Origin of the sequence: Nocardia brasiliensis IFM 10847, from assembly GCF_000710915.1 — a bacterium.
Taxonomy (GTDB): Bacteria; Actinomycetota; Actinomycetes; order Mycobacteriales; family Mycobacteriaceae; genus Nocardia; species Nocardia brasiliensis_A.
Map to the genome: position 1 here is coordinate 38580 of NZ_BAUA01000159.1, position 19705 is coordinate 58284.

Sequence of the window (19705 nt, forward strand, 5' to 3'; positions counted from 1 at the left end):
TCCACGATCGGACACTGTGCTTTCGGACATGGTTGTGCAGTCGTGGTCGAGTCGAATGTGGTCAAGGTGTGGTTGTGAACGAGCGTTCCATGGTCTTCCCCGAGCACGACCACATCGACCGCGTGCACCGATCCGATGTGCGGGCCGCGCGCAAGCGGCTGGCCGGACGTATCCGTAAGACGCCGGTCTTCCACACCTGCGTCGCCGGACCGGACGGACCCGTGCCGGTCACGATGAAACTCGAATACCTGCAGTACGGCGGCACTTTCAAGGTTCGCGGCAGCCTCAACGCGTTGCTGGCGGCGCCGGACTGCGCCGAGCAGGTGGTGATCGCCTCGGGCGGGAACGCGGGCATCGCCGCCGCGCTAGCCGCCGCGCAGCTCGGAAAGTCGTGCACCGTGGTCGTTCCCGAGTCGGCGCCGCACACCAAGGTCGCCGCGATGTGGTCGCACGGCGCCGAAGTGCTCTGGCATGGAACGACTTACACCGAGGCGCTCGACTACGCCACCGAACTGGCGGTGGAACGCAAGGCATTGCGTCTGCATGCTTACGACCTGGCCGCGGTCGTCGCCGGGGCCGGCGTGGTCGGGTTGGAGCTCGAGGAGCAGGTGCGCGGGCGGCCGCCGGTGCTGGCCGCGGTCGGCGGGGGCGGACTGATCGCGGGCATCGCCGCCGCGATCGGCCGGCGCCAGCAGATCATCGGCGTCGAACCGGAAGGCATTCCCACGTTGCACGCCGCACTGGGGGCGAACCGGCCGGTCGAGATCGCGGTGTCCAGTATCGTCGCGGAATCGTTGGGCGCCACCAGGATCGGCGATATCGCGATGGACGTGGCACGTCGGCACGAGATCCGCTCGCTGCTGGTCACCGACGATGCGATCACTACGGCACGGGACTACCTGTGGCGTGAGTTCCGGATCGTGGTGGAACTGGCCGGTGCGGTCGCGCTGGCGGCCGTGCAGAGCGGGGTGTACGTTCCGGCTCCTGGGGAGCGGCCCGTTATTGTGCTGTGCGGGGCGAACACCGATCTCGCGGCGCTCTAGCTCTGAACGCGAGAGCGGTCGCGTTAGCGCGGTCGGTCGCTGCTGCGGCGTCGGCTACGGCTGCGAGGTCGGCCGTGAGCGTGGGGTCGGCCGTGAGCGTGAGGTCGGCTTTGAGCGTGAGGATCGGGCGCGAACGCGAGTTGGCTGTGAGCGCGAGGTCGGCCGTGGGCGCGAGGATCGGGTGCGAGCGCGAAGTCGGGCGTGGGCGCGAGGAGCGGGCGCGAGGCTAGATGGGCCGTAGGCGCGAGGATCGGCCGCGAACGTGAAATCGCCTGCGAAGCAACGGTTATCCACATCCGAGAAAGTTGTGCACATTCTCGGCTCGCACCGTCCGATCGGCATCCGGATCGGCGACGCTGGTGGCATCCCATCAAGGGGCGGAAGTTCCCGGGCAAGCGGGCGGAATGCGAAGGGGCGTCACCATGTACGAGGCGAATACGACCGTGATCGGCACGATCGTGAACAATCCGGTGAAGCGGGATCTGCCGAACGGCGAGCAGGTGCTGACCTTCCGGATGGCAAGCAATTCGCGCAGACTCGACCACGCGACAGGGGAGTGGGTGGACAACGGCGCGCTGTTCCTCACCGTCTCCTGCTGGCGTCGTTTGGTATCGGGCGTCGACGTATCGCTGCACCGCGGCGACCCCGTCCTCGCCCACGGCCAACTGCGCTCGCGCGAATACCGCGGCAGAGACGGCGTAGAGCGCCGCGACCTGGAAATGCGCGCCTCCGCAGTAGGCCCCGACCTCGCCCGCTGCACAGCCCAGGTAACCCGCTGGTCCGCAGACCGCTGGACCGATGACCAACCCCCACAGGAATTCTCGGTCGCCGAGTCCGGCGTCCTGTCCGCCCCCCTTGCGCCCACCCAGCCGCCACAACACGTCACCGCTGACGAAGCCGTACCTACCCCGGTCTGATCGCCCCGCGAACCCCCCGCTCCGCTCCGATGGTGTGGAGACCAAGCCCGGAGCGGGGCTCCAACCGTCCTGCGACCGGGCGCGATGAGTGCCGGTGGGGTGAAATCTCGGTGATCAGGTCGCCAGCCTCGTCATCCGAGTAGATACGCGACGACGTTCCGTTGGCGCCGAAGCATAGGATGCACTCGTGGATCTGGCCTACATCCCGGCGTCTGGCTTCATGAGCTGCGGCGGTGGCGCACCGCTGCGCGAGCATCCCAGGGATTGGCTGGCTTGGCACTTCACCCATGCTGGCAACTTGGGCCGAATCGCGTCTGAGAAGGCTCTTCTCCCAGCCTCAGCCGTAACGCCGAAAGTTAACGTGGCGAACCCTGGCGTCAAGCAGCGGCGTGCCCAGATAGTTGTGAGACCTGACAGTGAGTACCCTGCATGCTATGTGAATGAGCATGTCCCGTTCTATATAGCGGCAAAGTCCCCCATGCTCTACGTAGTTAACCGTGGGCACGCGGACTACAGCGGTGGCAGTGACGATTTGGTGTTGCTCGGTTTCGTATTAGGCAATCTGGCAGTTTCGGGAAGTCTCTGGTGTGCTACGGACCAGAACGCTGCGACGTCGACAGTAGGCTTCAGTCGCAAGCTGGATGATCTCGGTCACTTTGTAGACTTCGACCTCCTGTGCCAGAGAGACTGGTACAACACACCCGACGATCAAAACCGGATGAGTCGTCGAGCTGCGGAGGTGCTGGTGAAGGACCGATTCGACCTGCGATTGGTCCAGGTGGTGATAGCGAAGAAGGCTTCGGCCCTGGAAGTTGCCAAGGTAGCGTTCCAAGATGTCGGTGGCGTACGCGAGTATCACGTAGTACCGGAAATGTTCTACTGAAGGAGGAGTCCGCATGGTCGTTGAGCAGGCGAGCGGCGATCTCCTTGCCGCCGACGCCGAAGCGCTAGTCAATACGGTCAACTGCGTGGGCGTCATGGGAAAAGGGATCGCTCTACAGTTTAAAAGGCGGTTTCCAAGTGTATTCAAGGAGTATGAGGCTGCGTGCCGAAGAGGTGACGTGCAGATTGGAAGAATGTTCGTCAGCTCTATCGAACAACTCGATGGTGCGCGATGGGTGATCAACTTCCCGACAAAACGTCACTGGCGTTCGCCGTCGAAGCTTGAATACATTGAATCTGGTCTAGATGATCTAAAGCGTGTGCTGATCGAATATGGGATAAACACCGTCGCCATACCACCGCTTGGTGCTGGGAACGGTGGATTGTCGTGGGCGGAAGTCGAACCATTAATTCGACGTAAGTTGAGTGGAATGGAAGGTGTCCGGGTTCTCCTCTTTTCGCCCTCGTCGGTTCAGCGACCAGTCGTTGCGCCAGAGCATATTAATATGACTTGGGGTCGTGCGCTCGTGGTGTCGCTGATTGGATCCTACGTCGCTCGACGCGCTATCGCTGAGCCATGGGAAGACCAGCATGGTGCCTCCCATCTTGAGATACAGAAACTTATGTATTTCGCCGAGTTGCTTGAGCCGCGCCTGAAATTGGACTTCAGTCAAGGCCGCTACGGGCCTTATAGCGAGCGTGTTCGGCACCTCCTGCAGGGAATGGAGGGTGCATACGTCACGGGCCTCGGTGACGGTGCTTGTAGGGTGCTTGATCTAAGTCCGATAGCTCCGACTGAACGAGGCTATTCGGAGGCCAAGATGTTCCTTGCCAATGGCGACTACGATCAGGTCTATTCTGTAATCGACCGTGTGATGTCGTGGATTGAAGGGTTCGAAGGGCCCTACGGTGTGGAATTGCTCGCGAGTGCGGATTGGGTCGCGCGGCATCATCGCGCCTCAGATGCGACTAAAGCTGCTGAAGTGGTCAGGAAATGGACCGAGCGCAAAGGGCGTCTCTTCACGGATGAGCATGTCGCATCAGCGTTGGGGCATCTTAAAGCTGTGGGTGCACTGCAGGGTTGACACTTGGTATTGACGACCTGGTGACGTGAGGAACTGGTGGCGCTGGCGGACGATGCGCAGGAGTTGTGAATCTCACGAGGTCCTCGAGCGATCAAGCACTGTACCGAAGCTGGTAAGGATGGATCAGCCGTACTTTGGAAATGGCACTCGGCTTCCGTGCACGACAGGACTCGAAATCGGTGGTGTCAGGGGGCGTACTCGACTTCGCGTGCCGTCTGGCGCTTAGGCTGCTTGCTTTTCGCGCGGTGGCGGCGGACGTTTGAGCGGTGCTCATGGGGTCTGCGTCGGCGCTCCGTGCAACGATCGTGCGAGCCAGGCACGACTGGCGTCGGGTACCTTGACTACTCGCCCCCGTGCCCACCCTCGGTGGGAACGCGCGGCGACTCCGCCCCGGTCCTTGGCATCACGACCGCAGCTGGAGCGGGGGTGAACTGGTCGACCGTGGGGTGTGCGGGATCCCGGTGGGGGTGGGAATCTCGGTGATCAGGTGCTGGTTGAATGTACGGGCCCGTGAGCTGCGAGGGTGGGGCAGTGGGGCGTAATCGTTGATCCCCTTACCGATAGGCTTCCCTGTATGGCTGAGTTCATTTACACGATGAAGAAGGTTCGCAAGGCGCACGGCGACAAAGTCGTGCTCGACGATGTCACCTTGAACTTCCTTCCCGGCGCCAAGATCGGTGTCGTCGGCCCGAACGGTGCTGGTAAATCCAGTGTCCTGAAGATCATGGCCGGACTGGACCAGCCGAACAACGGCGACGCGTTCCTGGCGACCGACGCGACCGTCGGCATCCTGATGCAGGAGCCGGCGCTCAACGAGGAGAAGACGGTCCGCGGCAATGTCGAGGAGGGCCTCGGCGAGGTCAAGGTGAAGCTGGATCGCTTCAACGAGATCGCCGAGCTGATGGCCACCGACTACTCCGATGAGCTCATGGACGAGATGGGCAAGCTGCAGGAGTACCTGGATCACGCCGACGCCTGGGACGTCGACTCCCAGCTGGAGCAGGCCATGGACGCCCTGCGCTGCCCGCCGCCGGACGAGCCGGTCACCAACCTCTCCGGTGGTGAGCGCCGTCGCGTCGCGCTGTGCAAGCTGCTGCTGAGCAAGCCCGACCTGCTGCTGCTCGACGAGCCGACCAACCACCTCGACGCCGAGAGCGTGCTCTGGCTCGAACAGCACCTGGCCGCGTACGCGGGCGCCGTTCTCGCCGTCACGCACGACCGGTACTTCCTCGACAACGTGGCCCAGTGGATTCTCGAGCTGGACCGCGGCCGCGCCTACCCGTACGAGGGCAACTACTCCACCTACCTGGAGAAGAAGGCCCAGCGACTCGAGGTGCAGGGCAAGAAGGACCAGAAGCTGCAGAAGCGGCTCAAGGACGAACTGGCCTGGGTCCGCTCGGGCGCCAAGGCGCGGCAGGCGAAGAACAAGGCGCGCCTCGGCCGCTACGAGGAGATGGCGGCGGAGGCCGACAAGCACAGGAAGTTGGATTTCGAGGAGATCCAGATTCCGGCGGGCCCGCGCCTGGGCAACGTGGTGGTCGAGGTCGAGCACCTGGACAAGGGTTTCGGCGATCGGCAGCTGATCAAGGATCTGTCGTTCACGTTGCCGCGCAACGGCATTGTCGGCGTGATCGGCCCGAACGGTGTCGGTAAGACGACGCTGTTCAAGACCATCGTCGGTCTGGAAGCGCCGGACAGCGGCACGGTGAAGATCGGCGAGACGGTCAAGCTGAGCTACGTCGACCAGAACCGCGCGGGCATCGACCCGAAGAAGAATGTGTGGCAGGTGGTTTCCGAGGGCCTGGACTTCATCCAGGTCGGCAATCAGGAGATGCCGTCGCGGGCCTACGTCAGCGCGTTCGGTTTCAAGGGCCCGGATCAGCAGAAGCCCGCGGGCGTGCTCTCCGGTGGTGAGCGCAACCGGTTGAACCTGGCGTTGACCCTCAAGCAGGGTGGCAACCTGATCCTGCTCGACGAGCCGACCAACGACCTGGACGTGGAAACGCTCGGCTCGCTGGAGAACGCGCTCGAGCAGTTCCCCGGTTGTGCCGTGGTCATCTCGCACGACCGCTGGTTCCTCGACCGGACCTGCACCCACATCCTCGCGTGGGAGGGCGACTCGGACAGCGAAGCCAAGTGGTTCTGGTTCGAGGGCAACTTCGAGGCGTACGAGGCCAACAAGATCGAGCGCCTCGGTGCCGAAGCGGCTCGCCCGCACCGGGTCACGCACCGCAAGCTCACCCGCGACTGATCCCGGTCGTGTCGGGGTAGGTGCGCCGCGCACCTACCCCGATGAGTGATACCCGAAGTACCTCAACGCACTGTCTCGGATCCGGCACAACGGCGACCGGCCCGCGCACACGACCCGCGCGGATCTCGCTAGGGTGGGATACGTGAATGCGAAGGCGCAGTTCGATCAGTCGGCGGTCCGCACCGCCGAGGTGGTGGCCGAGCTGAACCGAGGTGCGTCGGCCCCGTTGCCGCCGCGGAAAGCACCTGTCGCACACACCTGACGTTCGTGGGTCCGAACGATGCTGTGTGCCGAGATCATCCGTTCGAGATCGGCAATCGCGTGGCGAACACGGCGGTTGTGGTGAACACCCCAGGATTGGAAGGGATTTCACCCCCGCGTCTTCGACGTACAGCTACTCTCGGACCGGCGTCGCTTTGTTACGGAACCGAATCCGAGGAGTTGGCGAAAAAATGACGGTCTCGTCCGAATTGTCCAGTGCGGCGTGGGCCGCGGGTTTGCCGCAGGCACTGCGCGGCGAACTGGCGACCCTCGAGGAGGCGTATTTCCGCCACGTCGACGCTGGCGATGTGGACTGCGCGATCACCGGCATCACACAGATCTTCCGGCGGCACATGGAATTGGCCATGCACCGTCCGGCCGGCCGGGCGCTAGTACGGGTGTACCACCCGGATGACAACTCCGGCCTCGGCGCGGCGGTACAGGTCGTCACCGACGACATGTCGCTGCTGGTCGAATCGGTCACCGCATCGCTGAGCAGGCTCGGCGTGAGCGTGAGCGAAGTTATCCATCCGATTTTCGAGGTCGAGCGCGACGCGGACGGACGCCTCGAACAAGCCGCCCCGCACGAGGTGGACGGCAACGGCGCGGCCGGGCTGCGCGAGTCCTGGATGCATCTGCAACTGCATCCGGCCACCAGCCGGGCGCAGCTGAGCCGGATCGAATCCGGCCTGCCGAATGTGATCGCCGACGTGCGCCAGGTCATCGGCGACACCGAAGCGATCAAGGATGTCCAGAGCAAGCTGGCCGAGGACCTGGAGTTGGCCGCGAAGTCCGGCAAGGCGCCGTTCTCGGAGACCGACCTGGTCGACACCGCGAACCTGCTGCGCTGGCTGGCCAGCGGAAACTTCACCGTGCTCGGGTACGCCCGCTACCGGTTGAGTTCCGAGCAGGAGCAGCAGTCCTCCAACGCGCTGCCCGGTACCTGCCTCGGCGTGCTGCGACCCGACGTCGGAACCGATTTCCAGGTCCCGATCAACGCGATCGACCGGCCGCTGCTGATCCTGACCCAGGGTCTGGTCCCGGCCACCGTGCACCGCTCGGTCTACCCGTACTTCATCGGGGTCGCCGATTTCGACGAGTCCGGCACCATCGTGGGCGAGCACCTGTTCATCGGCGTTTTCACGGTCACCGCGGTGCACGAGAACGTGCTCGACATCCCGGTGATCGAGCGGCGTGTGCGCTCGGTGATCGAGGAGAGCGGGTTCGATCTGGACTCCTTCTCCGGGCAGGCGATGCTCGAGGTCATCCAGTCCTTCCCGCGCACCGAGCTGTTCTCCTCCGACGACGACACGATGCGCAAGACCGCCGTGGCGGTGCTGAACATCGGGCTGCGCCGGCAGGTGCGGTTGTTCCTGCGCGCGGACGGCTACGGCCGCTTCGTGGCCTGCATGGTCTACCTGCCGCGTGATCGGTACACCACCCGGGTGCGCCTGGAAATGCAGGAGATCCTGGTCCGGGAACTGGGCGGTGTCGATATCGACTACTCCGCTCGGGTCGCCGAAAGCGATTTGGCCAGCGTGTATTTCACCGTGCGCATGCCCGCGGCCGAACACGGCGCCCCGCGCTACGCGGCGACACCGGCGGCGGACACTTCCGAGGCCAACCGGCTGCGCATCCAGGGATTGCTCGCCGAGGCGAGCCGCACCTGGGAAGACCACCTGAACGACGAGGTCAGCACCTCGACGATGCTGGACCCGGCGGTGGTGCAGCGCTACGCAGTGGCCTTCCCGGACGCCTACAAGGAAGATTTCGCAGCCGACCGCGCGCTGGCCGATATCGTCCGGCTCGAGCACCTGCGCGACGGCGGCATCGACCAGTACCTGTACCGCAACGCGGGCTCGGATCCGGGGAGCTGGCGCTTCTCCCTCTACGTCGGGGGCGCGGGCATCTCATTGAGCCAGGTGCTGCCGGTCTTGCAGAGCCTCGGCGTCGAGGTGGTGGACGAGCGGCCCTACCAGCTGGAGCTGGAACCGCAGCCGGGCGGCGACCCGAGCAGCGGGGGCGAGCGCTGGATCTACGACTTCGGTCTGCTGGCCCGCCCGGAGCTGCTGCGCAGCGCGCTCGACCGGGACCTGGACGCGGAACTGCTGGAGTCCTCCAAGCGCGCCGCGGTGCTCGAGGCCGAAGTGCGTGGCCTGCGTGAGCGGTTCACCGAGGCGTTCGAGGCGGCCTGGTACGGCCGTGCCGAAGCCGACGGACTCAACGAGCTGGTGCTGCGTGCCCGGCTGCCGTGGCGTGCGGTCTCGATCCTGCGGGCCTACGCGAAGTACCTGCAGCAGGCGGGCTTCCCGTACAGCCAGGCGAACATCTCCCGGGTGCTGCTCACCTATCCGGATGTGGCCCGGTTGTTCGTCGACCTGTTCGGGGCGCGGTTCGACCCCGACACCGTCTCGGCCGAGCACGCCGCCGAACTGGAAACCCAGGTGCGCGGCCGGATCGACGAGGTGGTCAGCCTGGATGCCGACCGCATCCTGCGCGCCATCCTCAACCTGATCCGGGCGACGCTGCGCACCAACTACTACGTCACCGACGCCGAGGGCATGCCGCGCGACTACCTGTCGATGAAGGTCGAGCCGCGTGAGATCAGCGAATTGCCCAAGCCGCGGCCGCAGTTCGAGATCTTCGTGTACTCGCCCCGGGTCGAAGGTGTGCACCTGCGGTTCGGTCCGGTCGCGCGCGGCGGGTTGCGTTGGTCCGACCGGCTCGAGGATTTCCGCACCGAGGTTCTCGGCCTGGTCAAGGCGCAGGCCGTGAAGAACGCGGTGATCGTTCCGGTCGGCGCCAAGGGTGGCTTCGTGGTGAAGCAGCCGCCGGCCGCCACTGGTGACCCGGTCGCGGACCGGCAGGCCCTGGGCGCCGAGGGCGTCGCCTGCTACCGGACCTTCATCTCCGGCCTGCTGGACGTGACCGACAACGTCGATCGCGCCACCGGCAAGGTGCTGCCGCCGGCCCGGGTGGTCCGTCGCGACGGCGACGACACCTACCTGGTCGTCGCCGCGGACAAGGGCACCGCGACCTTCTCCGATATCGCCAACGATGTGGCCAAGCGCTACGGCTTCTGGCTCGGCGACGCGTTCGCCTCCGGTGGCTCGGCGGGCTACGACCACAAGGCGATGGGCATCACCGCCAAGGGTGCCTGGGAGAGCGTCAAGCGCCACTTCCTGGAGATGGATATCGACACGCAGACAGAGGATTTCACTGTCGTCGGTATCGGTGACATGAGCGGTGACGTGTTCGGCAACGGCATGCTGCTCTCCGAGCACATCCGCCTGCTGGCCGCGTTCGATCACCGGCACATCTTCTTGGATCCGAACCCCGACACGGCGGCGTCCTACGCCGAGCGGCAGCGCATGTTCCAGCTGCCGCGCTCGTCGTGGGCGGATTACGACGCCAAGCTGATCAGTGCCGGCGGCGGCGTCTGGGACCGGACGGTGAAGTCGGTGCCGATCAGCCCGCAGGCGCGAAAGGCCTTGGGTCTGGGCGACGATGTGGAATCCCTGTCGCCGCCCGAGCTGGTGCGCGCGATCCTGCTCGCCCCGGCGCAGCTGCTGTGGAACGGCGGCATCGGCACTTACATCAAGTCGAGCACCGAATCCAACGCCGACGTCGGCGACAAGTCCAACGATCCGGTCCGGGTCAACGGAAATCAGTTGCGCGTCAAGGTGATCGGCGAGGGCGGCAACCTGGGTGCGACGGCGCTCGGCCGGATCGAGTTCTGCCGCAACGGCGGCAAGATGAACACCGACGCGCTGGACAACTCGGCGGGCGTCGACTGCTCCGACCACGAGGTCAACATCAAGGTGCTGCTCGACGGTGTCGTCAGCAGCGGCGAACTGGCGGAGCCGGATCGCAACCCGCTGCTCGCCTCGATGACCGACGAGGTCGCGCAGATCGTGCTCGAAGACAATGTGGCGCAGAACTTCCTGATGGGTATCTCGCGCACCGACGCACCGCAGATGCTGAACGTGCACATGCGCCTGATCGACGATCTCGAGGAGCGCCGCGGTCTGGACCGCGAACTGGAGGCGTTGCCCTCCGAGGCGCAGATGCAGCGCATGCTCGAGGAGGGTGTGGGCCTGACCTCGCCGGAGCTGGCGAATCTGATGGCGCACGTGAAGCTTTCGCTCAAGGCGGACCTGCTCCAGACGGATCTGCCGGACAGCGCCTACTTCACCACCCGGTTGCCGGACTACTTCCCGACGCCGCTGCGCGACCGGTTCGGTGCGGCGATCAAGAAGCACCGGCTGCGTCGCGAGATCCTCACCACGATGATCGTCAACGAGATGGTGGACTACGGCGGCATCACCTACGCGCACCGGTTGAGCGAGGAGACCGGCGCGACCGCCACCGACTCGGTGCGTGCGTTCGCCGCGGCCACCGAGATCTTCGGCCTGCCGCAGATGTGGGCGCGGATCCGGGCGGCCGACGCCACCACCTCGGTGCGTGACCTGCTGGAACTGGAGACCAAGCGCACGCTGGACCGGGCGTCGCGGTGGTTCCTGAGCAATCGGCCGCAGCCGATCGCGGTCGGCGCCGAGATCAACCGGTACTGCCGGGACGTGCAGGAACTGGCGCCGAAGGTGCCGGGTTGGCTGCGCGGGCACCACGTCTCGACACTCACCGATCAATCGGCCGAGCTGATCGCGCGCGGGGCGCCGACCGACCTGGCCACCGAGGTGTTCGGGCTGCTCAACCTGTTCCCGCTGCTGGACATCGTGGATATCGCCGATATCACCGATCGGGACGGCGACGAGGTCGGCGCGCTCTACTACGCGCTGAACGAGCACCTCAAGATCGACTGGTTGTTGCAGGCGGTCAGCCACCTGGAACGCGGCGACCGCTGGCACTCGCTGGCCAGGCTCGCGCTGCGCGACGACATGTACGCCTCGCTGCGCTCGCTGACCCTGGACGTGCTCTCCGCCGGAGACCCGGAGGAGAGCGCGGACGAGAAGATTGCATACTGGGAGTCGAAGAATCAGTCCAGGCTCGGGCGTGCCCGTGCCGCACTGTCGGAGTTGTTCGAGTCCGGAACCCACGATCTCGCCACGCTGTCGGTTGCAGCGCGGCAGGTGCGAAGCATGGTGAGCGGGGTGGGCGCCCAGTCGGAGGTAGCAGCACGGTGACGAGTCCGTTGAACGGTCACGGGAAGGCGCAGGGCGGCCAAGCCGTGCTGCCCAAGCGTTTCCACACCCAGGTCGAGGTCAGGTGGTCGGACATGGATGCTTTCCAGCATGTGAACCATGCCCGCATGGTGACCCTGCTGGAGGAAGCGCGCATCCCGTGGCTGCTCGAGCCGGGCCGGCCCACCGCCGCGCTCGGCACGGGCTGCGTCCTCGCCGACCTGCGGGTCCGTTACCGCGGACAGCTGCGACACGAGGACACCCCGCTCGATATCGCCATGTGGATCGAGCAGCTGCGGGCCGTCGACTTCACCATCGGCTACGAGGTGCGGGCCGCCGCGGCCGCCCCGGACTCGCCGCCGGCGGTGATCGCTTCCACGCAGATCGCCGCGTTCGACATGCAGGCGCAGCGGTTGCGCCGACTCACCGATGACGAGCGGGACTATCTCGCGCAGTGGCGTAACGACTGATCCAGCAAAGTCGTGATGTCAGAACAACGTGTGTTGCACGTGCCCGATCCGGCGGAGCGGGAGAATCTCGCGACGTTCCTGACTCGGGCGGTGCGGCTGGACCCCGCGGCGGTGGTGCGTATCCGCCGCCGCGGGGAGCAGTACGTTTCGGCCTGGGTGGCAACGGGTTTCGAGACGCTCGCGGTGCGCACCGTGGTCGCCGAACTCGGCGTCGACGATGCCACCGTCGACGCCGAGCTGGTGTTGACCGGTTTGGGCTCCGGCCTGCCGATCGACCTCGGATACTCGATGGATTCCGCCTGGCGCGGTGCACTGCCGCCACCGGACGGTTTCGCGCACATCGATGACGTTCCGGCCCGCACCCTGGTCGAACTGGCCGAGCAGGGGGCGCAGTTGGCGAAGGAGCACGGCAGCAGCCACGGCCCGCCCGCCTCGCTGCTCGACCAGACGGTGCTGACCGTTTCCGGGGCGGGCACCCAGGTGCAGGTTCCGATGCGAGTCGTCTTCGCCCTCACCGCAATGGATTTCATCCCGCATTCGGGTGACAAGGCAGACTCTCGGCGGATCATGCCCACCGAGATCGTCCGCGTCCGGGCCAGCCGCACCTGGCTGCGCATCGACGCCCGCTACGGTTCGGTCGCCCGCCGCCTCGGCGGTGGCATCTCCCTGTCTCCGAGCTGATCGCGCGCACCCGAGAAGTCGGGGCACCGAATTCTGCGCCTGGGTGATCTTGCCGCGCCTGGCTAGCCTTTCGACACCGAGGCCACCGTCCCGCCGACGGACGGTATCCGCGCGTTCGTCGCGGATCTCCTCGAGCGCTGGCCGGATCTCGACGGGACCGATGACGATGACGACCGCCCGTGGGCAAATGGGCCGTTGCTCGAGGGGGCCAGCGGCCCGTACATCTACTTCACCATGGTCTATTCGATGGCCGAGGAAGTGTCGGCCTACTGCGTCGAGCGAGCGGTCGCGCACGGCCTGGTGTGTTACGACATCAATCAGGATCGGTTGCGCACCGAGGCGGCAGTGTGACTGTCGTGCAACGGATCTCGTCGATCAAGCGACGCCGAGGAAGCGGAGCAGCGCGGTGGTCCCGGCGGCCGCGAGGATGACCACCAGGATCGGCAGCTTGCGCCAGGCCAGCACCCCGGCGACGAGAACGCCTGCGGGCAAGGCGAATCCGAGGTGGCCGGTCCCCGCGGGTAGTGCGGTCACCGCCACCAGGGCGGCGAGCAGCACCACCGCGCCGACCTCGAGGACGCGAACGATCCGCGCGGGGAAGCGAATACGCTCGCGCAGCGCCGGTCCGGCCCAGCGGAACGCGAACGTGCCTGCGGCGAGGGCGAACATTCCGGCCACCAGCATCATTCGCAATTCGCCTCCGAGTTCGTGGGTGTGCGTTCGGGTACCGTGACGGGCTGCTCCGGCGTGGGTGTCTGGTCGTCTCGTCGCGGGATCGCTACCAGCACGCCCAAAAGTGCCACCAGCACAGGCATTCCGGCGGGCAGGAAGGGTTCGCTGATCAGGGCCAGAGCCACACCGACCAGCACTGCTCGCAGTGTGGTGCGGTCCGCCAGCGACGGAATGACCAGCGCGAGCAGTACCGCGGGAAACACCGCGTCGAGCCCGAGGATCGAGGTGTCGGGCACCACCGACCCGATCAGCGCGCCGATCGCGGCGCCGCTCGGCCAGGCGAGCAGCACGCCGAAACCGGTGGCCCAGTAGGCCGCACGCTTACACTCGGCGTCGGGTTGGGCCAGAGCCATTGCCACGGATTCGTCGTTCATCAGATGCACGCCGAACATTCGGCGCCAGCCGGTTCCGACCACGTCCGGCACCGAGAGTCCGTACGGCAGGTGCCGGGCGTTCACCACCAGTCCGGCGAGCACGGCCGCGACCGGGCTGCCGCCCGCCGCGACGATCCCGATGAACAGGAACTCGGCGCCGCCCGCCAGCACCATGCAGCCGAGGACGATGGGCACCCAGGCCGGCAGGCCACTGGTCACCGCGGTGGCGCCATACGAGACGCCGATCACCCAGACCGCGAGGCACACCGCCGCGATCCCCGTGCACGTGTCCCGGCCGAGTGTTCGCCATATCGAACGCATGTTGTTTATAGTGAACATGGTCGTCCGGTTCGTCAATATGGTTTTCTGTTGAGCGGTCTGCTACGTGACAGGAGTTGGGGATGGCGCAGGACGAACCGACGGTGACGACACCCCAGGCGATGATCGCGGTCGCGTTGCGACGCGAACGTGCCAGGGCCGGGTTGTCCCTCACCGAGGTCGCGGGCCGCGCCGGCATCGCGAAGTCCACACTGTCGCAATTGGAATCGGGCACCGGCAACCCGAGCATCGAGACGCTCTGGGCGCTGTGCGTCGCGCTGGACATGCCGTTCTCGCGCTTGCTCGATCCGCCGCGGCCGCGGGTCCAGGTGATCCGGGCGGGGGAGGGGCCGGTGCTCGCTGCCGAACGTTCCGACTATCGCGCCACACTGCTGGCGGCCAGCCCGCCGGGTTCGCGTCGTGACCTGTTCCGGGTGACCGCCGAGCCGGGGCATGCACGCAGCTCCGACCCGCATATGCCGGGCGTGGTCGAACACGTCCTGCTCGCGGCCGGCCGTGCCCTGGTCGGTCTGGCCGACGAGCCGGTCGAACTGCACCCCGGTGACTACACCTCGTATCCGGGCGATCTTCCGCACGTCTTCGAGGCGCTCGAGCCCGGAACCTGGGCCGTGCTGGTGAACGAATACCCGTGAGCCACTAGCGGGTTCGCCGATTACAAGCGGTCAGGCCGCGCCCTCGCCGAGGTACTGCAACCAGACCGGATCGAGATCGGCCGTCGTGGACAGCAACCGCCAGTGCGGGCCCTTCGGCGAGACGAGCGGCGAACGCAACGTCCACCCCAGCTCGCTCAGCAGCTTGTCGGCCTTGCGGTGATTGCACGGCGCGCAGCTGGCCACGCAATTCTCCCAGGAGTGTTCGCCGCCCCGGCTGCGCGGAATCACGTGGTCGATGGTTTCGGCTTTGCTTCCGCAGTAGCCGCAGCGATAGCGGTCGCGGTGCATGAGAGCGGCGCGGGTCATCGGGACGCGGGCCCGATATGGCACGTGGACATAACTGCGCAGGCGGATCACCGAGGGAATGGTCACGGCCGATTCCGCGGAATGGACTACCGGACCTTCGGCGTCATGGTGGACGGTGTCGGCCTTGTCGCAGATGAGCAGGACGATCGCGCGGCGCGCGGACAGGGCGGTGAGCGGCTCGTAGGTGGCGTTCAGCAGCAGCACCCGGCGCTTCAACCAGCTCGGAGTCTCACTGGGCGGCGGTGCGTAGCGGTGCGCATGATCGGAATGACCGTGATGCGCGCCCGGATAATGATCGGACAAGATATGCAGCGGAGTAGCCCCCGACCCACGATTGTGGACGTCGGCGGGCTGGAGTTGTCGGTGTGTCCGCGCCTCGTGTGACCTGGCGCTGTGCCGCTGCTTCATCTGGACCTCAATTTCATGATTGGCAGGATCATGCTGTTAGCTCGGCAGAGATTGCCACTCAGTTGACCATGGAACGTCGGCCATTGCACGGTGATTTTCAACAATGTCCGGTTAACTGTGGCTGAAGAGCCACCGCTCCGCGATTTTCCACCCCCGGAAACGGCCATGTGGGCGAGCTTTGGGGGCCAGTGCGGAGCGATCAGGCAGCACCTGCCGCGGGCGATGCTCGGCTGCGGAGTTATCGCCTTGCGCGACGGGAGGGGGATGGGGGCAAGGTGACGGTGGACTCCGGAGGCCGCACAATGGTGGTGGCGCATCCAGCGAATCGAGAGGGTCTATGACTTCGGGCGAGCAGGCAGCAGCGGCAACGGCGGGCGAGCCGACGACGTCGTTCTACGAGGCGGTCGGCGGGGCGGAAACGTTCCGGCGGATCGTCGCCTCGTTCTACCGCGAGGTGGCGGCCGACGAGGTGCTCCGCCCGCTCTACCCCGAGCAGGATCTCGGCCCCGCGGAACGCAGGCTGCGCATGTTCCTCGAGCAGTACTGGGGCGGTCCGCGCACGTACTCCGAGGAGCGGGGCCATCCGCGGCTGCGGATGCGGCACCACCCGTTCGTGATCGGGCCGATCGAGCGCGACGCGTGGCTGCGGTGCATGCGAATCGCCGTCGCCGAGATCGAACCGGAGCTGCTCGACGACGAGCATCGCAAGGCCCTACTCGACTACATGGAGATGGCGGCGAATTCGCTGATGAACGCACCCTGGTGAGGTCGTTTCGCGCGCACACCCCTACGGCCCGAGGTAGTTCCCGTCCTGGCCGGAGTACGCGCGTGCTCGCTGGTAATTTGCCCGAAGTCGAGATTGCTGCTCCGCCTAAGGGTTTTTGCCGTAGATCTTTGGCACTATTGGCTGTGTGACTGATACACCAGCCGGGCCGGCGACGGTGGATCGCACCACACAACCATGGTGGCGGTCGGCCGTGTTCTACCAGGTATATCCCCGTTCCTTCGCGGATTCCGACGGCGACGGCGTCGGTGATCTCGGCGGGATCCGGGACAAGCTGGGCTATTTGGAACTGCTCGGCGTCGACGCGCTATGGGTGTGCCCGGTGATGCGGTCACCGATGGCCGACGGCGGCTACGACGTCGCCGATCCGCGCGATATCGATCCGATGTTCGGCGGCTTGGCCGCGATGGACGAGCTGATCGCCGAGGCGCACTACCGCCAGATCAAGATCACGATGGACCTGGTGCCGAACCACACCAGCAGCGAACATCCGTGGTTCCATGCCGCGCTCGACTCGGGGCCGGGCAGCCCCGAGCGGGCCCGCTACATCTTCCGCGACGGTCGCGGGCCGAATGGTGACGAGCCGCCGAACAACTGGCCGAGCATCTTCGGCGGCCCGGCATGGACCAGGGTCCGCGAGTCCGACGGCAGGCCCGGTCAGTGGTATCTGCACATTTTCGCGTCCGAGCAGCCCGACCTGAACTGGGAAAACCCCGAGGTAGCCGCCGATTTCGAGAAGACGCTGCGCTTCTGGCTGGACCGCGGCGTCGACGGCTTCCGGCTCGACGTGGCGCACGGGATGGCCAAGCCGGAAGGCCTGCCGGATATGGCGAAGGTCACCTCCGCGCTACTCGTCAACGACGACGACGATCTGCGCTTCAACAATCCGGCGGTGCACGAGATCCACCGCCGGATCCGCAAGGTGCTCGACGAATACCCGGAAGCGGTGTCCATCGGCGAGGTGTGGGTCAACGACAACGTCCGCTTTGGTGAATATGTCCGCGCCGACGAACTGCATCTGGCGTTCAACTTCCGACTGGCCGAGACCACGTTCGACGCGGACAGCGTGCGCGACGCCATCGACAATTCGCTCGCCGCGGTCGCTCCGGTGGCGGCCGTGCCCACCTGGACGCTGTCCAACCATGACATCAAACGTGAGGTCACCCGGTACGGCGGCGGTCCCGAGGGCGTGGCGCGGGCTCGCGCGATGATCATGCTCGAACTCGCACTGCCCGGCGCTGTATTCATCTACAACGGTGCGGAACTCGGCCTGCCGAACGTGGACGACCTGCCGGACGAGGTGCTTCAGGATCCGGCGTGGGAGCGGTCCGGACACACCGAACGCGGTCGCGACGGTTGCCGGGTGCCGATTCCGTGGGAGGGTAAAACGCCGCCGTTCGGATTCACCACTGGCACACCGTGGTTGCCGATGCCGGTCGGCTGGGCCAACCAGACGGTCGAGGCGCAGTTGGAAGAACTCGGCTCCACCCTGTCGCTGTATCGGATGGCCATCGACCTGCGCAGCATGCGGCCGGAGTTCGCGGGGGACCGGATCGAGTGGTACGGCAGCCCACCCGGCTGTCTCGCCTTCCGCCGCCCGGGTGGGCTGGTCTGTGTGCTGAACGCCTCGAACACGCCGACCCAGTTGCCGCCCGGCGACGTGCTGCTGGCCAGCATCCCGCTCGACGGCGGTCACCTTCCACCGAACGCCGCGGCCTGGCTGGTCTAGCGATTTGCCGCGTCGCCCTCGCGCAGGGAACGGATCATGCTCTGCAAGACCCGGAACGCGGCTGACTGCTCGGTTTCGCTCAGCCCGGTCAGCATTCTGAGCTCGACGGATCGGACCGCTGCGGACGCCTGTTCGAGGCTTCGCCGTCCGCGGGGCGTGAGCCGCGTGGGCAGCACCTTGCCGACGGGCGCCGCCGCGGGCCGGGTCACGTAGCCGTCGCGTTCCAGAGCTTGGAGCAGCACGTTCATCGTCTGCCGTGTCACGAACGCGCCCCGTGCGAGTTCGGAGTTCGACAGGCCCGGTCGTTGCGCCAGCAGTTCGAGGCAGGAGTAGTGCGTCACGCTCATTCCGAGTGGGCGCAGCACCTCGTCCATGGCCGTGCGGAGCGCACTCGATGCCTCTTTCAGCAGGTAGCCCAGTGACGTCTGCAGGTCGACTCCGTCTTGACTCATGTCAGTATTCTGACATAGGTTGTGTTGTGTCAGAAGACTGACACGCAATGAAGGAGCATCATCATGCCCGTTACCGGCCCCGATTTCATCTCGCTCCAAGCGCGCGACCTCGCAGCGTCGCAAGCGTTTTACGAGCAGTACCTAGGTCTCGTCCGTTCGCAGGCCGGACCGCCGCACGCGGTCGTCTTCGAAACGAAGCCGATCGCGTTCGCGCTCCGCGACCTCGTTCCCGGTACCGATCTCGCCGCTGTGGCGCAGCCCGGCATCGGTGCCGCGATCTGGTTGCACGCCACGGATGTCCAAGCGATCCACGATGCGCTCGTCGCCGACGGGCACCCGATCGTCGCCGCGCCGATCGACGGGCCCTTCGGCCGGACCTTCACCTTCGCCGATCCCGACGGCTACCAGGTCACCCTGCACGACCGCGCCTGAGGTCGGATCGCGATCGAGTATGCACAGTTGAACGGGAATGCAAATGCAATTGCAAAATCACTGGGTAACAATGGATTTGTTGGAATTCCCAACGCGTCCATCTACGGTCCAATGAACTCTGTCGACAGTGTGCGATAGTAATTGAACCTGCAGGTAGGGACGTTGTTTGGACCGAGTTGTACATGAATTGTGTGCGGCGGGTGCATCTTCGGGTCAATAGGGCTGGATACGGTTGGTCGAACCGTGAAAGAATTGGCGCTGCCTTCGACTGACGTATTCGTGAACCACAGCGTGGAGTCCGTGACGCAGGAAGATCGCTTCGCTCGACCGGTGCATCGTGGCCCGCCGCGTACCGCGGTCGGCCGCGATCCCGCCGCCCGCAGAACTCCTTGCCGGACTTGAGGAGTGCTCGTGACCATGAACGGTCTGCTATCCACGAACGTCGGTGCGACGGCCGGACGGCGGTGCGCCGCATCGCCCGAAGCCCTGGATTATCGGCACCGCGACCGGTGAACACGGCGACGTCCACCGCAGTCCGGGAAGCCCTCGACGCCCTCGAGCTCGAAGCGGAAACCCCCGAGGAGTTCTTGGCGATCCTGCGCGCCGCACGCACCGCGTCCGGCCTGACCCCGGGCCAGCTCAGTTCCTACGCCGGCATCTCCCGCAGCACCGTCTACAACTGGCTGCGACCCGGCTACACCGCGCTGCCCCGCAACCGCGTCCAAGTCGAGGCGATCTTCCGCTACTGCAAACTCACACCCGATC

18 protein-coding genes are annotated in these 19705 nt (G+C 65.8%); 14 read left to right on the top strand and 4 right to left on the bottom strand.

Annotated elements, in window-relative coordinates; translation table 11 throughout:
• The first annotated feature begins 89 nt into the window (after positions 1-89).
• The 9 genes from NBRGI_RS30990 (at position 90) to NBRGI_RS48810 (ending at position 13082) form a co-directional block, all read left to right on the top strand.
• Positions 90-1043, top strand: a complete 954-nt coding sequence (locus NBRGI_RS30990) for a serine/threonine dehydratase (RefSeq protein ID WP_029900733.1) — start codon at positions 90-92, stop codon at positions 1041-1043.
• 422 nt (positions 1044-1465) lie between these two features.
• Positions 1466-1960, top strand: coding sequence for a single-stranded DNA-binding protein (locus NBRGI_RS44435; RefSeq protein ID WP_036561604.1), 495 nt, complete (start codon positions 1466-1468; stop codon positions 1958-1960).
• Between the two features lie 187 nt (positions 1961-2147).
• Positions 2148-2843, top strand: coding sequence for a DUF4433 domain-containing protein (locus NBRGI_RS45930; protein ID WP_014982531.1), 696 nt, complete (start codon positions 2148-2150; stop codon positions 2841-2843).
• A gap of 13 nt (positions 2844-2856) precedes the next feature.
• A complete protein-coding gene (gene darG / locus NBRGI_RS46785; protein WP_081878308.1) occupies positions 2857-3927 on the top strand; it encodes a type II toxin-antitoxin system antitoxin DNA ADP-ribosyl glycohydrolase DarG in 1071 nt (356 codons plus the stop codon).
• Positions 3928-4501: 574 nt separating this feature from the next.
• Positions 4502-6178, top strand: a complete 1677-nt coding sequence (ettA, locus tag NBRGI_RS31005) for an energy-dependent translational throttle protein EttA (RefSeq protein ID WP_029900736.1) — start codon at positions 4502-4504, stop codon at positions 6176-6178.
• 452 nt (positions 6179-6630) lie between these two features.
• Positions 6631-11583 carry an NAD-glutamate dehydrogenase gene (locus tag NBRGI_RS31015; protein WP_029900737.1) on the top strand — a complete coding sequence of 1651 codons (4953 nt, stop codon included), beginning with the start codon at positions 6631-6633 and terminating at the stop codon, positions 11581-11583.
• Positions 11584-11591: 8 nt separating this feature from the next.
• Entirely contained in the window at positions 11592-12050 is a 459-nt protein-coding gene (locus NBRGI_RS31020) for an acyl-CoA thioesterase (RefSeq protein WP_256656734.1), read from the top strand.
• A 15-nt stretch (positions 12051-12065) separates the two neighbouring features.
• Positions 12066-12731, top strand: a complete 666-nt coding sequence (locus NBRGI_RS31025; protein WP_029900739.1) for a hypothetical protein — start codon at positions 12066-12068, stop codon at positions 12729-12731.
• Between the two features lie 195 nt (positions 12732-12926).
• Positions 12927-13082: a hypothetical protein gene (locus tag NBRGI_RS48810; protein WP_200882251.1), complete on the top strand. Its 156-nt coding sequence runs from the start codon at positions 12927-12929 to the stop codon at positions 13080-13082.
• 24 nt (positions 13083-13106) lie between these two features.
• On the opposite strand, the gene NBRGI_RS31035 is transcribed toward NBRGI_RS48810, so the two are convergent.
• Complete coding sequence (locus NBRGI_RS31035; protein WP_029900741.1) at positions 13107-13418, bottom strand: AzlD domain-containing protein; 312 nt, start codon at positions 13416-13418, stop codon at positions 13107-13109.
• Positions 13415-14158: an AzlC family ABC transporter permease gene (locus NBRGI_RS31040; protein WP_029900742.1), complete on the bottom strand. Its 744-nt coding sequence runs from the start codon at positions 14156-14158 to the stop codon at positions 13415-13417. The genes NBRGI_RS31035 and NBRGI_RS31040 overlap by 4 nt, the downstream gene beginning before the upstream one ends.
• Positions 14159-14238: 80 nt before the next feature.
• Between NBRGI_RS31040 and NBRGI_RS31045 the strand changes: the two genes are divergently transcribed.
• The gene (locus NBRGI_RS31045) at positions 14239-14808 is read left to right on the top strand and encodes a helix-turn-helix domain-containing protein (protein WP_036561609.1); all 570 of its coding nucleotides are present in this window, start codon (positions 14239-14241) and stop codon (positions 14806-14808) included.
• A gap of 30 nt (positions 14809-14838) precedes the next feature.
• Here NBRGI_RS31045 and NBRGI_RS31050 read toward each other — a convergent pair whose 3' ends face one another.
• Entirely contained in the window at positions 14839-15543 is a 705-nt protein-coding gene (locus NBRGI_RS31050; RefSeq protein ID WP_171904451.1) for an HNH endonuclease, read from the bottom strand.
• Between the two features lie 337 nt (positions 15544-15880).
• On the opposite strand from NBRGI_RS31050, the gene NBRGI_RS31060 reads away from it, so the two are divergent.
• Positions 15881-16309 carry a globin gene (locus NBRGI_RS31060; RefSeq protein ID WP_029900744.1) on the top strand — a complete coding sequence of 143 codons (429 nt, stop codon included), beginning with the start codon at positions 15881-15883 and terminating at the stop codon, positions 16307-16309.
• A 145-nt stretch (positions 16310-16454) separates the two neighbouring features.
• Complete coding sequence (locus NBRGI_RS31065; protein WP_370627870.1) at positions 16455-18056, top strand: glycoside hydrolase family 13 protein; 1602 nt, start codon at positions 16455-16457, stop codon at positions 18054-18056.
• On the opposite strand, the gene NBRGI_RS31070 is transcribed toward NBRGI_RS31065, so the two are convergent.
• Positions 18053-18508: a MarR family winged helix-turn-helix transcriptional regulator gene (locus NBRGI_RS31070; protein ID WP_029900746.1), complete on the bottom strand. Its 456-nt coding sequence runs from the start codon at positions 18506-18508 to the stop codon at positions 18053-18055. The genes NBRGI_RS31065 and NBRGI_RS31070 overlap by 4 nt on opposite strands.
• A gap of 63 nt (positions 18509-18571) precedes the next feature.
• On the opposite strand from NBRGI_RS31070, the gene NBRGI_RS31075 reads away from it, so the two are divergent.
• Both NBRGI_RS31075 and NBRGI_RS31080 read left to right on the top strand, forming a co-directional pair.
• Positions 18572-18940, top strand: coding sequence for a VOC family protein (locus tag NBRGI_RS31075; RefSeq protein WP_029900747.1), 369 nt, complete (start codon positions 18572-18574; stop codon positions 18938-18940).
• 509 nt (positions 18941-19449) lie between these two features.
• Positions 19450-19705 (top strand): helix-turn-helix domain-containing protein (locus NBRGI_RS31080; protein ID WP_029900748.1); only part of this gene is annotated, 256 nt, incomplete at its 3' end.

Excerpts from the sequence above, each read along its gene's own strand:
- NBRGI_RS31040 (WP_029900742.1), bottom strand. The coding sequence starts at position 14,158 with ATGCGTTCGATATGGCGAACACTCGGCCGGGACACGTGCACGGGGATC.
- NBRGI_RS30990 (WP_029900733.1), top strand. The coding sequence starts at position 90 with ATGGTCTTCCCCGAGCACGACCACATCGACCGCGTGCACCGATCCGAT.
- NBRGI_RS31045 (WP_036561609.1), top strand. The coding sequence starts at position 14,239 with ATGGCGCAGGACGAACCGACGGTGACGACACCCCAGGCGATGATCGCG.
- ettA (WP_029900736.1), top strand. The coding sequence starts at position 4,502 with ATGGCTGAGTTCATTTACACGATGAAGAAGGTTCGCAAGGCGCACGGC.
- NBRGI_RS31050 (WP_171904451.1), bottom strand. The coding sequence starts at position 15,543 with ATGAAGCAGCGGCACAGCGCCAGGTCACACGAGGCGCGGACACACCGA.
- NBRGI_RS31035 (WP_029900741.1), bottom strand. The coding sequence starts at position 13,418 with ATGATGCTGGTGGCCGGAATGTTCGCCCTCGCCGCAGGCACGTTCGCG.
- darG (WP_081878308.1), top strand. The coding sequence starts at position 2,857 with ATGGTCGTTGAGCAGGCGAGCGGCGATCTCCTTGCCGCCGACGCCGAA.
- NBRGI_RS31070 (WP_029900746.1), bottom strand. The coding sequence starts at position 18,508 with ATGAGTCAAGACGGAGTCGACCTGCAGACGTCACTGGGCTACCTGCTG.
- NBRGI_RS44435 (WP_036561604.1), top strand. The coding sequence starts at position 1,466 with ATGTACGAGGCGAATACGACCGTGATCGGCACGATCGTGAACAATCCG.
- NBRGI_RS31075 (WP_029900747.1), top strand. The coding sequence starts at position 18,572 with ATGCCCGTTACCGGCCCCGATTTCATCTCGCTCCAAGCGCGCGACCTC.
- NBRGI_RS31025 (WP_029900739.1), top strand. The coding sequence starts at position 12,066 with ATGTCAGAACAACGTGTGTTGCACGTGCCCGATCCGGCGGAGCGGGAG.
- NBRGI_RS31015 (WP_029900737.1), top strand. The coding sequence starts at position 6,631 with ATGACGGTCTCGTCCGAATTGTCCAGTGCGGCGTGGGCCGCGGGTTTG.
- NBRGI_RS31060 (WP_029900744.1), top strand. The coding sequence starts at position 15,881 with ATGACTTCGGGCGAGCAGGCAGCAGCGGCAACGGCGGGCGAGCCGACG.